Annotated in this window: 12 protein-coding genes; 8 read left to right on the plus strand and 4 right to left on the minus strand. The window is 69.0% G+C overall.

Going from position 1 to position 12,999, the window contains the following annotated elements; all coding sequences use genetic code 11:
• Positions 1-7 precede the first annotated feature (7 nt).
• Positions 8-808: a hypothetical protein gene (locus tag Mth01_RS07445; RefSeq protein WP_204013454.1), complete on the minus strand. Its 801-nt coding sequence runs from the start codon at positions 806-808 to the stop codon at positions 8-10.
• Positions 809-1,064: 256 nt separating this feature from the next.
• Positions 1,065-2,033, minus strand: a complete 969-nt coding sequence (locus tag Mth01_RS07450) for a LysR family transcriptional regulator (RefSeq protein ID WP_204013456.1) — start codon at positions 2,031-2,033, stop codon at positions 1,065-1,067.
• Positions 2,034-2,253: 220 nt separating this feature from the next.
• On the opposite strand from Mth01_RS07450, the gene Mth01_RS07455 reads away from it, so the two are divergent.
• The 6 genes from Mth01_RS07455 (at position 2,254) to Mth01_RS07480 (ending at position 8,641) form a co-directional block, all read left to right on the plus strand.
• Positions 2,254-3,039, plus strand: a complete 786-nt coding sequence (locus Mth01_RS07455; protein ID WP_204013459.1) for a succinate dehydrogenase cytochrome b subunit — start codon at positions 2,254-2,256, stop codon at positions 3,037-3,039.
• Positions 3,036-4,985, plus strand: coding sequence for a fumarate reductase/succinate dehydrogenase flavoprotein subunit (locus Mth01_RS07460; protein ID WP_239089455.1), 1,950 nt, complete (start codon positions 3,036-3,038; stop codon positions 4,983-4,985). The genes Mth01_RS07455 and Mth01_RS07460 overlap by 4 nt, the downstream gene beginning before the upstream one ends.
• An 11-nt stretch (positions 4,986-4,996) precedes the next feature.
• Positions 4,997-5,734 carry a succinate dehydrogenase/fumarate reductase iron-sulfur subunit gene (locus Mth01_RS07465; RefSeq protein WP_204013462.1) on the plus strand — a complete coding sequence of 246 codons (738 nt, stop codon included), beginning with the start codon at positions 4,997-4,999 and terminating at the stop codon, positions 5,732-5,734.
• A 106-nt stretch (positions 5,735-5,840) separates the two neighbouring features.
• The gene (locus Mth01_RS07470) at positions 5,841-6,740 is read left to right on the plus strand and encodes a hypothetical protein (RefSeq protein ID WP_204013465.1); all 900 of its coding nucleotides are present in this window, start codon (positions 5,841-5,843) and stop codon (positions 6,738-6,740) included.
• A gap of 167 nt (positions 6,741-6,907) precedes the next feature.
• Positions 6,908-7,576: a Uma2 family endonuclease gene (locus tag Mth01_RS07475; RefSeq protein ID WP_204013468.1), complete on the plus strand. Its 669-nt coding sequence runs from the start codon at positions 6,908-6,910 to the stop codon at positions 7,574-7,576.
• A 126-nt stretch (positions 7,577-7,702) separates the two neighbouring features.
• Positions 7,703-8,641: a hypothetical protein gene (locus Mth01_RS07480; RefSeq protein ID WP_204013471.1), complete on the plus strand. Its 939-nt coding sequence runs from the start codon at positions 7,703-7,705 to the stop codon at positions 8,639-8,641.
• Positions 8,642-8,683: 42 nt separating this feature from the next.
• Here Mth01_RS07480 and Mth01_RS07485 read toward each other — a convergent pair whose 3' ends face one another.
• Positions 8,684-8,953, minus strand: coding sequence for a HepT-like ribonuclease domain-containing protein (locus tag Mth01_RS07485; RefSeq protein WP_204013474.1), 270 nt, complete (start codon positions 8,951-8,953; stop codon positions 8,684-8,686).
• Positions 8,954-9,043: 90 nt separating this feature from the next.
• A complete protein-coding gene (locus Mth01_RS07490) occupies positions 9,044-9,340 on the minus strand; it encodes a nucleotidyltransferase family protein (protein WP_204013477.1) in 297 nt (98 codons plus the stop codon).
• 106 nt (positions 9,341-9,446) lie between these two features.
• Here Mth01_RS07490 and Mth01_RS07495 point away from each other — a divergent pair, with 106 nt between their 5' ends.
• Together Mth01_RS07495 and Mth01_RS07500 are read left to right on the plus strand one after the other, a co-directional pair.
• Entirely contained in the window at positions 9,447-11,174 is a 1,728-nt protein-coding gene (locus tag Mth01_RS07495; RefSeq protein WP_204013480.1) for an ABC transporter transmembrane domain-containing protein, read from the plus strand.
• 2 nt (positions 11,175-11,176) lie between these two features.
• Complete coding sequence (locus Mth01_RS07500) at positions 11,177-12,937, plus strand: ABC transporter ATP-binding protein (protein ID WP_204013482.1); 1,761 nt, start codon at positions 11,177-11,179, stop codon at positions 12,935-12,937.
• The last annotated feature ends 62 nt before the right edge of the window (positions 12,938-12,999 follow it).

The raw sequence follows: 12,999 nt of genomic DNA on the forward strand, positions 1-12,999 counted from the left end.
GAGATCCTTAAGCGAACGGGAAGTTGATGATGCCCTTTGCGACCAGCCGCACGTAGAAGTCCGCGATCATCACCGAGAACAGCGACGCCCAGGCGAACTGCTGGTGCTTGGCGTTGAGCTTCGACACGAAGGTCCAGGCCCGGTACCGCAGCGGGTGCTTCGAGAAGTGGTTCAGCCGACCGGCCGTGATGTGGCGGCAGGAGTGGCAGCCGAGGGTGTAGAGCCAGATCAGGACCGCGTTGACCACGAGAATGATCGTGCCGAGACCCAGGTGGCCCCAGTTGCCGTCCTTGTCGCGGAACGAGAGCACCGCGTCGTACGACAGAACAGTGGCGATGACCACCGCGAGGTAGAAGAAGTACCGGTGGATGTTCTGGAAGATCAGCGGGAAGCGGGTCTCGCCGGTGTACTTCTTGTGCGGCTCCCCGACCGCGCAGGCGGGCGGAGACAGCCAGAACGCCCGGTAGTACGCCTTGCGGTAGTAGTAGCACGTGAGCCGGAAGCCGGCCGGCAGGCCGAGGATCAGGATCCCGGGCGGGAGCGTGTACCAGTCGCCGAACGGCGCCAGCCCGAAGAGACGGGCCTCCGGCGGACACGAGGTCGCCAGACATGGCGACGCGAAGGGCGCGTGGTACGGCGCGACGAAGTAGCTCTTGTCGAAAATCGCCCAAAATCCGTAGATCAGGAACGCCATGAGCCCGGCGAACACCAGCGCCGGGGCCAGCCACCATCTGTCGGTACGAAGTGTGCGCATCTTCAACTGCGCGCGTTGTTTCCTGACCGGGCTCTCGGCCGTTGTCTGGGTCATCGGAGACCTTCCACCTAACTGACTCCGCGCACGCCGGAGCTCTCGCGCCGAACTGCTTGTGGCCGTGCGCGCATTGGTGGGGGAAACATTACGACGGGCAGATCACGAACTGTGAGGAGGGTCACTCTTCCCGTGTGTGATTCCCGTCACTTCCCTGGCAGTTCGGCTCGGTTCACCTCGTGTTTCACCTGTTCCGAGGCCGCGTGGTGACGAAAATCACGGCCTCATCGACCCACCCTAGTAACTCCACCGGGATTCACGAACTCGGGGCGTCTGGTATGCGGGCCTCGATGCCCTGCGGCAGGGTGCCGTCCCGGGCCGCCTCGGACAGGAAGGACAGCAGGGTGGCGCGGAAGGCCCGGGCCGCCCGCGTCGGCTCGACGTCCTTGCGGTTGGCGAGTGCGACGGTCCTGCGCAACCGGGGGACCAGCGGTGTCCCCACCAGCTTGGGCCTGCCGTTCAACACCATCGAGGGGACGACCGCGATCCCCAGTCCGGCCTCGACGAACCGCAGCACCGCGTCCATCTCGCCGCCCTCCACCGCGAAGCGCGGCTCGAACCCCGCCTGGCGGCACGCCGCGAGCGTCGCCTCCCGCACGTCGTACCCACGCCGGAACATCACCATCGGACGTCCGCGCAGGTCCTGGATGCGCACGTACGGCTTACGCCCGCCGACGGCGGGCGCCGACGCGGCGGCGGAGGCGGACGTGGCGGCGGCGACCACGAGGTTCTCCTGGAGGATCTCCTCGGTCACCAGGGACGGATCCGTGCTCTGCAGCGGCAGGATGATGAGCGCCAGATCGAGCTGTCCCCTGGCGAGGCCGCGCACGAGGTCACGGGAGCCGCTCTCCTCCACCAGCAGTTCCACTCCGGGATAGCCGCGATGGAAGCGGGCCAGCGCGTCCGCGAGCAGCCCGGCGCACAGCGACGGCGTGGCGCCGAGCCGTACCCGGCCTCTCTTCAGCCCCACCAGCTCCGCTATCTCGCGCCGCGCGGTCTCGGCGTCGGCGAGCATGCGGCGGGCCAGCGGGAGCAGCGCCTCCCCGGCCGCGGTGAGCGTGACGTTGCCCCGGGCCCGGCTGAACAGCTGGGCTCCCAGCTCGGTCTCCAGCACCTTGATCTGCTTGCTGAGCGACGGCTGCGCCACCCGCATCCGCTCGGCGGCCTGAGTGAAGTGCCGGGTTTCGGCCACTGCCAGGAAGTATGCGAGTTGTTGGAGCTGCACTTCTCATAGCGTACGGCTATCGCCGCGACCGACCCGAGGCAGGGTCTACCAGGAGCCCGCCAGGGTCGAAGGTCCGGGGCGGAGTGTGATTTAGCTCGCATCCGGGCAGGTCGCGCATGTCGCCAGAAGGGCGCGGGACAGAGGGCATAGCCTCCGGCTATAGAAACCAGTCCGGTGATGACTTGGACGCGCGGAATGTCCGTTCTTAGCGTGGGCAGACATGACTGCGACTGTTGACCACGCGATCGAGCGTGGGCAGGCGACCACGCCTGTCCCCCCGCCGGTCGCACCCGCTCCTGTGCCAACGCGCAGGAGACGTTCCGGGTTCCCGACCCGGTTGGTCTCCTCTTCGAACGGCAAGAAGGCCGTCATGGCGATCACCGGGGCCGTCCTTGTGCTCTTCCTGATCGGCCACATGCTCGGGAACCTGAAGATCTTCCTGGGCGCCGACGCCTTCAACGGCTACGCCGAATGGCTGCGCACGGTCGGCGAGCCCGCGCTGCCCGCCCGTACGATTCTGACGATCACCGAGATCGTGCTCGTGGCCGCCGTGGTGCTGCACATGTGGTCGGCGGTGTCGCTGGCCCGGCGGGCCGCCCGGGCCAGGCCCGTCAGGTACGCGGTGCGGCGCAGGTCGCAGGCGAACGGGTACGCGACCCACGTGATGCGATACGGCGGGATCGTCATCCTGCTGTTCGTCGTGTGGCATCTGCTCGACATGACCTTCGGCGTGGTGAACCCCGAGGGCTACGCCGCCACGCCGTACGACCGGATGGTCGCCGGCTTCGCGCCCTCCCGCTGGTGGGTGACGTCGTTCTACGTGGTCGCACTCGCCATGGTCGGGCTGCATCTGCGGCACGGGGTGTGGAGCGCGTTCCAGACCCTCGGGCTGGCGGGCGGCCGCAGCTACCGGCCGCTGCGCGCCCTGGCGGGCGTGGTGGCGCTGGCGCTGGTCGCGGGCTTCCTCGCGGCCCCCCTCGCGGTGACGATCGGAGTGATCAAGTGAGCGGCATCCTCAGGCGAGTCGGCGAGTGGCGTGTCGGCGCACCGATCGCGGACACCAGGGCCCCCGAGGGGCCCATCGAGGAGCGCTGGGACAAGCGGCGTTTCTCGGCCAAGCTGGTCAACCCGGCCAACAAGCGCAAGCTGACCGTCATCGTGGTCGGCACCGGCCTGGCCGGCGGTTCGGCCGCGGCCACGCTGGGCGAGCTGGGCTACAACGTCAAGTCGTTCTGCTACCAGGACTCGCCGCGCCGGGCGCACAGCATCGCCGCCCAGGGCGGCATCAACGCGGCCAAGAACTACCGCGGCGACGGCGACTCGGTCTTCCGGCTGTTCTACGACACGGTCAAGGGCGGCGACTTCCGCTCTCGTGAGTCGAACGTCTACCGTCTCGCCCAGGTCAGCGTGAACATCATCGACCAGGCCGTGGCGCAGGGCGTGCCGTTCGCGCGAGAATACGGCGGGCTGCTCGACAACCGGTCCTTCGGCGGCGCCCAGGTCTCCCGTACGTTCTACGCCCGCGGCCAGACGGGGCAGCAACTTCTGCTCGGCGCGTACCAGGCGCTGGAGCGCCAGGTCGCGGCCGGCACCGTGGAGATGCACACCCGCCACGAGATGCTGGAGCTCATCGTCAGCGACGGCCGGGCGCGCGGCATCGTGGTACGCGACATGGTCACGGGTGAGATAGAGACCCACCTGGCGGACGCGGTGGTGCTGGCCAGCGGCGGGTACGGCAACGTGTTCTACCTGTCGACCAATGCCAAGGGCTGCAACACGACCGCGATCTGGCGGGCCCACCGGCGCGGCGCCTACTTCGCGAACCCCTGCTACACGCAGATCCATCCGACCTGCATCCCGGTGAGCGGCGACTACCAGTCGAAGCTGACGCTGATGTCAGAGTCGCTGCGCAATGACGGCCGGGTCTGGGTGCCGCTGCGCAAGGGCGACGAACGGCCGCCGGCGCAGATCCCCGAGGACGAGCGCGATTACTACCTTGAGCGGATTTATCCGGCTTTCGGGAACCTTGTGCCCCGGGACATCGCCAGCCGCGCCGCCAAGAACGTCTGCGACGAGGGCCGCGGCGTCGGCCCCGGCGGCCTCGGCGTCTATCTCGACTTCGCCGACGCCATCGCCCGGCTCGGCCGCGAGGCCGTCGAGAAGAAGTACGGCAACCTCTTCGAGATGTACGAGCGCATCACCGGGGAGAATCCGTACGAGGCGCCCATGCGCATCTACCCGGCGGTGCACTACACGATGGGCGGTCTGTGGGTCGACTATGACCTGCAGTCCAGCATCCCCGGCCTGTTCGTGGTCGGCGAGGCCAACTTCTCCGACCACGGCGCCAACCGCCTCGGCGCGTCGGCGCTCATGCAGGGGCTGGCCGACGGCTACTTCGTGCTGCCGACGACGGTCGGCGACTACCTGGCCGGCGCCGGAACGTTCGGGCAGGTGGACCAGGACGCGGTCGACGAGGCGGTGGACCGGGTCAAGGAGAAGATCAGCAGGCTGCTCGCCGTGAACGGCACCCGCACCGCCGACTCCTTCCACCGCGAGCTGGGCCGCATCATGTGGGACTACTGCGGCATGGAGCGCACCGAAGAATCGCTGCGCAAGGCGCTGGAGCGGATCCCCGAACTGCGCGAGGAGTTCTGGAACAACGTGAAGGTGCCGGGCGATCCCGAGGGCCTCAACCAGGCGCTGGAGCGGGCCGGCCGGGTCGCCGACTTCTTCGAGCTGGCCGAGTTGATGTGCGTCGACGCCCTCCACCGCAGCGAATCCTGCGGCGGCCACTTCCGGGCGGAGTCGCAGGACGCCGACGGCGAGGCGCTGCGCGACGACGACGAGTTCGCCTACGTCGCGGCCTGGGAGTGGACCCCGGACGGCCCGGTCCTGCACAAGGAAGAGCTCGACTACGAGTACGTCAAGATGACCCAGCGGAGCTACAAGTGAGCGGGCGCGGCATGAACCTGACTCTGAAGATCTGGCGCCAGAACGGCCCGGAGGACCGCGGCCGCATGGTGACCTACCAGGTGGAGGACGTGTCGCCGGACATGTCCTTCCTGGAGATGCTCGACGTGCTCAACGAGCGGCTGACCCTCGCCGGCGAGGAGCCCGTCGCCTTCGACCACGACTGCCGCGAGGGCATCTGCGGCATGTGCGGCATGGTCATCAACGGCGTCGCGCACGGCGAGCAGCGCGCCACCACGACCTGCCAGCTTCACATGCGGCACTTCAAGGACGGCGACACCGTCACCATCGAGCCGTGGCGGGCCGCGCCGTTCCCGGTGATCAAGGACCTGGTCGTGGACCGGTCGTCGTTCGACCGGATCATCCAGGCCGGCGGTTTCATCTCCGTGCCGACAGGGGCGGCGCCCGACGCCCACTCGGTCCCGGTGCCCAAGGACGCTGCCGACGCCGCTTTCGACGCCGCCACCTGCATCGGCTGCGGCGCGTGTGTGGCCGCCTGCCCGAACGGCTCGGCGTCCCTGTTCACCGCCGCCAAGGTCACCCACCTGGGCCTGCTGCCCCAGGGCCAGCCGGAGCGCGCCTCGCGTGCCAAGGCGATGGTCGAGCAGATGGACGCCGAGGGCTTCGGCGGCTGCACCAACACCGGTGAGTGCACGGCGGTCTGCCCCAAGGGCATCCCGCTGGACGCGATCGCCCGGATGAACGCCGACTACCTGAAGGCGTCCAAGTAACGAGCCCTGCCTGCCGAAGGCGGCGCTCCGCCGTCGCCTTCGGCAGGGGTACGTGTGGAGAAGGCGATCTGTTGACTTTTTGACCTTCTCATGGGAATTCACTTCCATGAGAGGTTCGATTGGCGTCCGGCGGGCGCTCGGTGCGATTGCGCTCGCGACCGGCCTGGCCGTTTCCATTACCGCGGTCCCGGCCGCGGCATCGGCGGCGGTGCCCGCGGCGGTGACGGTGCGCGCGGCGCTCGCACCGATGAGCCAGGCGGCGCTGGGCCGCCCCGCCTACTACACCTATTCCGGATACAGCTCTGCTCAGCACCGTAAGAAGGGCAAGCAGCTCGAGAAGAAGGGATATCGCCCGATTTCCCTCAGCGTTACCGGCTCGCGGCTGTCGGCGGTGTGGGCCAAGACGGGTGGTCCCGCGTGGTGGTGCCTCGACGGCTTCACCGCGAAGACGTACGAGAAGGAGCTCAAGAAACTACGGAAGAAGGGGTACGTTCCCGCGATCATCACGGCCTCCGGAGGCGGGTACGGCGCGGCCTTCGCCGGCGTCTTCGAGAAGCGGAACATCGGCTGGCAGGTCCAGTGGGGCATGACCGGGGCGCAGTTCAAGAAGACCGACAAGCGGCAGTCCGGCAAGGGCCTCGCCCTGGTCTCGCTCACCGCGTACGGCACGGCCTCCGACGTCCGGTACGCCGCGATCTGGCACCAGTCGTCGGCGGGCTACGGCTGGGTCACCGGCCATACCTCGGCCAAGTTGACGAAAGTCATCAAGAAGAACGACAAGAAGGGCTACTTCCCCAAGCAGGTGATCGTGGCGCCCGACGGCACCTACGCCGCGGTCTTCCACCGGGCGGCCGGGCAATGGTGGACCCAGTACGGCATGACCGCGTCCCAGCTGAACAAGAAGCACGACTCCTACGGCAAGAAGGGCTACTACCCGGTCAGCGTCGACGGTGAGTACGTCCCGCGGCATGGCACCTACTACGCCGCGACCTGGTACAAGTACTGACCGTGCCTGTTGAGCCGCGACTCCTGAACGCAGGAGACGCGGCAGGGCCCCCGCCTTCCGCATCGCCGCCGCCATCCGAACACGGAATCGGGCGGTAGCCGTACGGGATCAATGCGATACTCCGCGTGACGGCAACTGTGCGAGCGGAAGCGGGTACGGCCATGGTCATGACATCCAGGCGAGATCACCAGGACGCCCAGGCTGCCGGGCAACCGGAACCGGTCACCGGCATGGAGCCGGCTTCCGAGACGGAACAGGTTCCCGCCGTCGAGCCCACGACCTCCAGGATGCCGACGACCATCAGGGAGTTCGTCGACTGGCTGCCCGAGATGCCGGGCTTCCACATCGAGATCGTCAACGGAAGGGTGATCGTGAGCCCACGTGGTAACCCCCGGCAGTCCTGGATCATCGCCTTGCTGGTCGAGGCGTTCCTGCCCGTCGCCAGAGAGCACAGCTGGCGAACCTGGCCCGAACTCGACGTCTGCATCGCCTGGACCCGGGAGCCCCTGATCCCCGACTTCGCGATGGGCCCCAAGGACGCTCCGCTGTGGGGCGACCGGGAGGTCCTCTCCGACGGGCTGATCCTGGTCGCCGAGGTGGTGTCCGCCAACAGCGTGCGCGAGGACCGCGAGGACAAGCCCGGCATCTACGCGCGTGGCGGAGTGCCGCTCCTGCTGATCGTCGATCCCGAAGCCGAGCCCAGGACGGTCAGCGTGCACACCGACCCGTCAGAGGACGGCTATCGGACCGTCACCCGGGTGAAGATGGGCGAGGAACTGCGCATTCCCGCACCGGTCGACTTCACCCTCGACACCTCGGTCTTCCTCGACGCCTGACCCGGGATATCCGGAGGCCGCCCGGGAAGGCTCCGAGGTTATCCACAGAGCGGCGTTCGGGGCCGGGCCGGGGGTGTGGCGGCTGCGAACGTGTGTCTTCCGTTCCCGCACAGGAAGGCACACCCCATGGCCACCCGGATCCCGCTGTCCGTCCCCGCATCGGTGAGCGCCACGCTGGTGGCGGCCGCGCCAGAACGACCCCTGCCGGCCGAGGCGGTCGCAGGGTTGCGAGAAGGTCTGCCGGGCGGCGTCGACCTCCGGATGACGGAGATCGACGGCCGCGATCCCGCTCTCGCCGAGACCATTTCCCAGCTGAGGTGTCCGCACTGCACGCCTGGCGTGGATCCGCTCGTCGCGGTGCTGCTGGAGGGAACGGACGGCCACCTTGCCGTCACGTGCACGGCCCCGCCGGGCTGGCCGCCGGCCCATCTGGACGCCTGCGCCGCGACGGTCGAGCGGGTCGCCGAGATGACCGGCGGCATGCTCCTGGACACCGAGCGGGCCGTGCTCCTGCCCCCGGCATGGCGGCCGAGGACGTCACCATCGCCGGAGCACTTTCCCATCCGGGACTGGGTCGGGGTGGACGTCCGCGTGGACGACGACGGACGATACGGCGTGGACACCACCGGGATGTCCCGGTTCGGGCTGCCCGATCTGCGGGCGGCCGGACTCCAGGAGCACCACATACACGGATGGCTCCACCTGATGTACGGCCTCGCGGGCGTCCTGGTGAGACGGGTCCTCAAGGACGCCGGGGTGCGGCGGCGAGACGGCGTCCACATGGTGCCGGTGGAGATCTCCGTCTCGACGACGGACACGGCGATCGCCATGGCGTCGCAGCCGGGACCGGCACGGCCACCGGGGCCGCGGCCACCGGGGTCGCGGACGGCCGGCCCGGCGGGTTCTGAAGTGCGGCGCGCGATCCCGCCGGGTCGGGCGACCGTGCGCCTGCGGCACGACACGTCCGCGGGTCGCCTCCTTGTGCTTCCCCCGGCGAATCACGCCGAGGCCCGCTGGCGTGACCGCACGGCCCTGGTGATGTGCCAGGGCGACGACGCCCCCTGAGCAGGCAAGCCGTAAATCTTGGGACTTACGGCCTACGCTTCCTCAGTCCCGCTGGTCCAACCTGGCCGCGATCTCCGGGTAAAGCATGCGGAGTAGGGCATGCACTTGATGCTCCAGTTCGGGCACGTTCTTTGTCGCAACGTTGTAGACGATCTTCCAGTCCACGCTGAAGTATCTGTGCAGGACGCCGTTACGCATCCCGCGGATCAGTTTCCAGGGGATCTCGGGTGCCATCGCACGGGTTTCGTCCGAGATGGCACCTGCGGCTTCACCAATGATCGAAAGCTGCCAGATGACGGCGTCTCGGCGCATCTCGTCAGCATCTCAGGCCTCCGGTGAGACACCTTCCAGGTAAGCGTGACCCTCCGGGCCGCTTCTACGATGTCGCCGAGATAGAGCCCTTCACGCTGCATAAAGGACCTGGGCATCGTTGAGCACATGGTCTCGGATGATCCAGTGCAGGCCTTCCTTGGAAACGACGTCCACCTTGTGGCCGAGCAGTTTCTCGAGTTCCTCTTGGAAGTTGAAGAACTCGAGCCCGATGTCGTTGCCTTCCGCGAGCACGTAGAGGAGGTCGATGTCGCTGTCGGGCCTTGCCCTGCCACGCGCGACGGAGCCGAAGACCGACAGTTCGGCGATGCCATACTTTCTGCACAGCTCGATGAGCTGCGGGCGAACTGCCTGGAAGTCGATTCTCATAACACCTCCGATGCTTATCGTGCCATGCGGTCGGCCTCTGGAGGGGAGCTTCCCCGGGGAAAATCATTTGCCCGCCCACCTGTGATCTTGCGAGCCTGGAACGGTCATGCGCTCCCTCGTCGCCGGTGATCCCGGCATTCCCGACGTCCGCGGCCCCATCGGCTACCTGTGGTGGGTGGCGCGCGGTCAGACGCGTCTCATCCTCATCGGGATCGGTTTCGCCGTCGTATGGTGGCTGGGCCAGGCACTCGTCCCGGCGGCGCTGGGCCTGGCGATCGACGCGCTGATCGCCAAGGACGGCGACGCGCTCATCTGGTGGTCCGGCGCGGTGCTGGGCCTCGGCGTCGTCCAGGCCGCGGCGGGCGCGTCACGACATCGCATGGCCGTGTACAACTGGTTGTCGGCGGCCTATCGCACAGTGCAGGTCACCACACGGCAGGCGACCCGGCTCGGCGCCACGCTCCCGAAACGCCTGTCCACCGGTGAAGTGGTCAGCGTCGGCAACTCCGACATCGAGCACATCGGCAGTTCGATGGACATCCTGCTGCGCGGAGTCGGCGCGGTCGTCGCCATCGCCGTGGTGACGGTGATCATGATTTCCACCTCGCCTCTTCTCGGGATCGTCGTGCTCGTCGGAGTGCCGATGGTGACGGCGGCGGTCGGCCCGCTGCTGCGGCCGCTCCATCGCAGGCAGCTCCGACAGCGCGATCTCCAGGGCGAGCTGGCGACCCGGGCCGCCGACATCGTCGGGGGCCTGCGGGTGCTGCGCGGCATCGGCGGTGAGCAGGTCTTCGCCGCCCGGTACCGCGAGGAGTCGCAGCGGGTACGGCACGCGGGCGTGCGGGTCGCCTCGGTCGACTCGATGCTGGCGGGCGCGGAGATCCTGCTTCCGGGCGTGCTCATCGCCTGTGTCACCTGGCTGGCCGCGCGTTTCGCGCTGGACGGCCGGGTCAGCGCCGGCCAGCTCGTGGCCTTCTACGGATACGCGGTGTTCCTGATCGCCCCGATCAGGACGCTCACCGAGGCGGCCGACAAGATCACCAAAGGGCATGTGGCCGCGCGCCGCGTGTGCCACATCCTGTCGATCGAGCCGGAGATCCAGGACGCCCCGGAGCTCCGGGAAACGCTCCGCGAGGACCCGCCGGCACGGCACACGCCGTCCGACGGCGTGCTGGTCGATGAGCGGTCCGGCGTCGCCGTACGGCCGGGCCGGCTGACCGCGCTCGCCGCGGCCGTGCCGGAGGACGCGATCGCCATCGCCGACCGGCTCGGGTGGTACGCACCGGGTGAGGTGACGCTCGACGGGACGCCGCTCGCGGACCTGCCGGTCGCGTGGGTGCGGGGGCACATCCTGGTCGCGGACAACGAGGCGAAACTGTTCGCCGGGCGGCTGCGCGACGAACTGGACATCACGGGGTCGGCCACCGACGAGGACGTGCGGCAGGCGCTCTACAGCGCGTGTGCCGAGGACATCGTGGCGGCCCTGCCCGAGGGGCTGGACGCCCAGGTGGCGGAGTCCGGACGGGAGTTCTCCGGAGGCCAGCGGCAGCGGCTGCGGCTGGCCCGCGCGCTGCTCGCCGATCCGGAGATCCTGATCCTGGTCGAGCCGACCAGCGCCGTCGACGCGCACACGGAGGCGCGTATCGCCGAGCGGCTCGGCAAGGCCCGCGCGGAGCGCACGACGCTCGTCTGCACCACCAGCCCGCTGGTCCTCGACCGGGCCGACCTGGTCCTGTTCGTCGAGGATGGCGAAGTCAGCGCAGAGGGCACCCACCGGGAACTGCTCGCGACCTCGTCCGGCTATCGATCCAGCGTGACCCGAGGGGAAGACTGAACGTGGCACGGGAAATCCTGCCGGTGGCCGACCGGGCCCAGGTGCGTGCCTACGCACGGCGGCTGATGCTGAAGCATCCCGGGGAGCTCGTGCTGGCTCTGGCCCTGCACGCGCTCGCGGCGGTGACGGGGCTGGTGACGCCGCGACTGCTCGGCGAGCTGGTCCAGGACGTGGCGGGTGGTTCCGCCCACGTTCGCGTGGACGTGATCGCGCTGGCCATCGCGGGCTTCGTGGCAGCGCAGGCCGTGCTGACCAGGTTCGCCGTCTTCGCCTCGTCCAGGTTGGGCGAGAAGGTGCTGGCCGAGCTGCGTGAGGACTTCGTCGACCAGGTGCTCGGCCTGCCGCTCTCGACCATCGAAGGGGCGGGATCGGGCGATCTGATCACCAGAACCTCCCGGGACGTCGACGCCCTGTCTCACACCGTGCGGCGCGCCGTGCCCGAGACGCTGATCGCCATTGTCACCGGTTCGTTCATCGTCGGAGCGGTCGTCCTGGTCGGCCCGGTGATGGCCGTTCCGGCGCTGATCGCCGTACCGCTGCTGTGGGGGGCCACCAGGTGGTACCTCAACCGTGCCAGGGACGGCTATCTGCGGGAGAACGCCGCGTACGCGGACATGACGGAGGGGTTGGCCGAAACCGTCGAGGGCTCGCGCACGATCGAGGCCCTGGGGCTGCAGCGGCGCCGTCATGAGCGGGCCGACCGGGACATCGCCCGGTCCTTCGCGGCCGAGCGCTACACCCTGGGCCTGCGCCTGGTCTGGTTCCCGGCCGTCGAGATCGGCTACGTGATCCCGGTGGTGGCGACCCTGCTGATCGGCGGGCTGTTCTACATCGAAGGCTGGGTCTCGCTGGTGCAGGTGACCACGGCCACGCTCTACGTCCAGCAGCTCATCGATCCGGTCGACCGGCTGCTGTCGTGGGTGGACGAGCTCCAGGTGGGCGGCGCCTCGATGGCGCGGCTCCTGGGCGTGGCCGACGTGCCGGAGGACCGGACGCCCGGAGCGACGCGGCCCGCCGGGGAGGATCTCAGGGCCGTCGGCGTGCGGTACGCCTACCGCGAGGATCGTGACGTGCTGCACGGCGTCGACCTGGAGGTGCGCAGAGGCGAGCGCCTGGCGATGGTCGGCCCTTCGGGGGCGGGCAAGTCCACGCTCGGCCGCCTGCTCGCCGGGATCCACGCCCCGCGGACCGGGTCGGTCACGGTCGGCGGCGTCCCACTTGTGGAGCTGCCGATCGACGAGCTTCGGGGCGAGGTCGCGCTGGTCACCCAGGAGCATCACGTGTTCCGCGGCACGGTCAGGGAGAACCTGCTGATCGCCAGGCCGGAGGCCGCGGACGCCGACGTGTGGCGTGCCCTCGAGGCCGTCGACGCCCGGGAGTGGGTCGAGGCCCTCGGCGGGACCCTTGGCGAGGGACTCGACACCATGGTCGGATCGGGCGGCCAGACGGTCTCCCCGGCGCAGGCCCAGCAGCTCGCGCTCGCCAGGCTGGTGCTGGCCGACCCGCACACGCTGGTCCTGGACGAGGCGACCTCGCTCATCGATCCTCGCGCCGCCCGGCACCTGGAGCGGTCGCTGGCCGCCGTGCTGGCGGGCCGTACGGTGATCGCCATCGCTCACCGGCTGTACACGGCGCACGACGCGGACCGCGTCGCGGTCGTGGAGGACGGCCGCATCACCGAGCTGGGCCCCCACGACGAGCTGGTCGCGGCCGGAGGCCCGTACGCCGCCCTGTGGGAGAGCTGGCACGGCACGGCCAAATAGGGGTCGAGGGAGGTCGACAAGTCGGCCTAGGTCCAATGATGGATGGAAATTTCGGTCCACGG

It is taken from the genome of Sphaerimonospora thailandensis, from assembly GCF_016863115.1.
Classification (GTDB): Bacteria; Actinomycetota; Actinomycetes; order Streptosporangiales; family Streptosporangiaceae; genus Sphaerimonospora; species Sphaerimonospora cavernae.

Bases quoted from the DNA above. Each gene is read 5' to 3' on its own strand.
- Mth01_RS07480 (WP_204013471.1), top strand. From the start codon at position 7,703: ATGGCCACCCGGATCCCGCTGTCCGTCCCCGCATCGGTGAGCGCCACG.
- Mth01_RS07485 (WP_204013474.1), bottom strand. From the start codon at position 8,953: ATGCGCCGAGACGCCGTCATCTGGCAGCTTTCGATCATTGGTGAAGCC.
- Mth01_RS07470 (WP_204013465.1), top strand. From the start codon at position 5,841: ATGAGAGGTTCGATTGGCGTCCGGCGGGCGCTCGGTGCGATTGCGCTC.
- Mth01_RS07445 (WP_204013454.1), bottom strand. From the start codon at position 808: ATGACCCAGACAACGGCCGAGAGCCCGGTCAGGAAACAACGCGCGCAG.
- Mth01_RS07495 (WP_204013480.1), top strand. From the start codon at position 9,447: ATGCGCTCCCTCGTCGCCGGTGATCCCGGCATTCCCGACGTCCGCGGC.
- Mth01_RS07455 (WP_204013459.1), top strand. From the start codon at position 2,254: ATGACTGCGACTGTTGACCACGCGATCGAGCGTGGGCAGGCGACCACG.
- Mth01_RS07490 (WP_204013477.1), bottom strand. From the start codon at position 9,340: ATGAGAATCGACTTCCAGGCAGTTCGCCCGCAGCTCATCGAGCTGTGC.
- Mth01_RS07475 (WP_204013468.1), top strand. From the start codon at position 6,908: ATGACATCCAGGCGAGATCACCAGGACGCCCAGGCTGCCGGGCAACCG.
- Mth01_RS07465 (WP_204013462.1), top strand. From the start codon at position 4,997: ATGAACCTGACTCTGAAGATCTGGCGCCAGAACGGCCCGGAGGACCGC.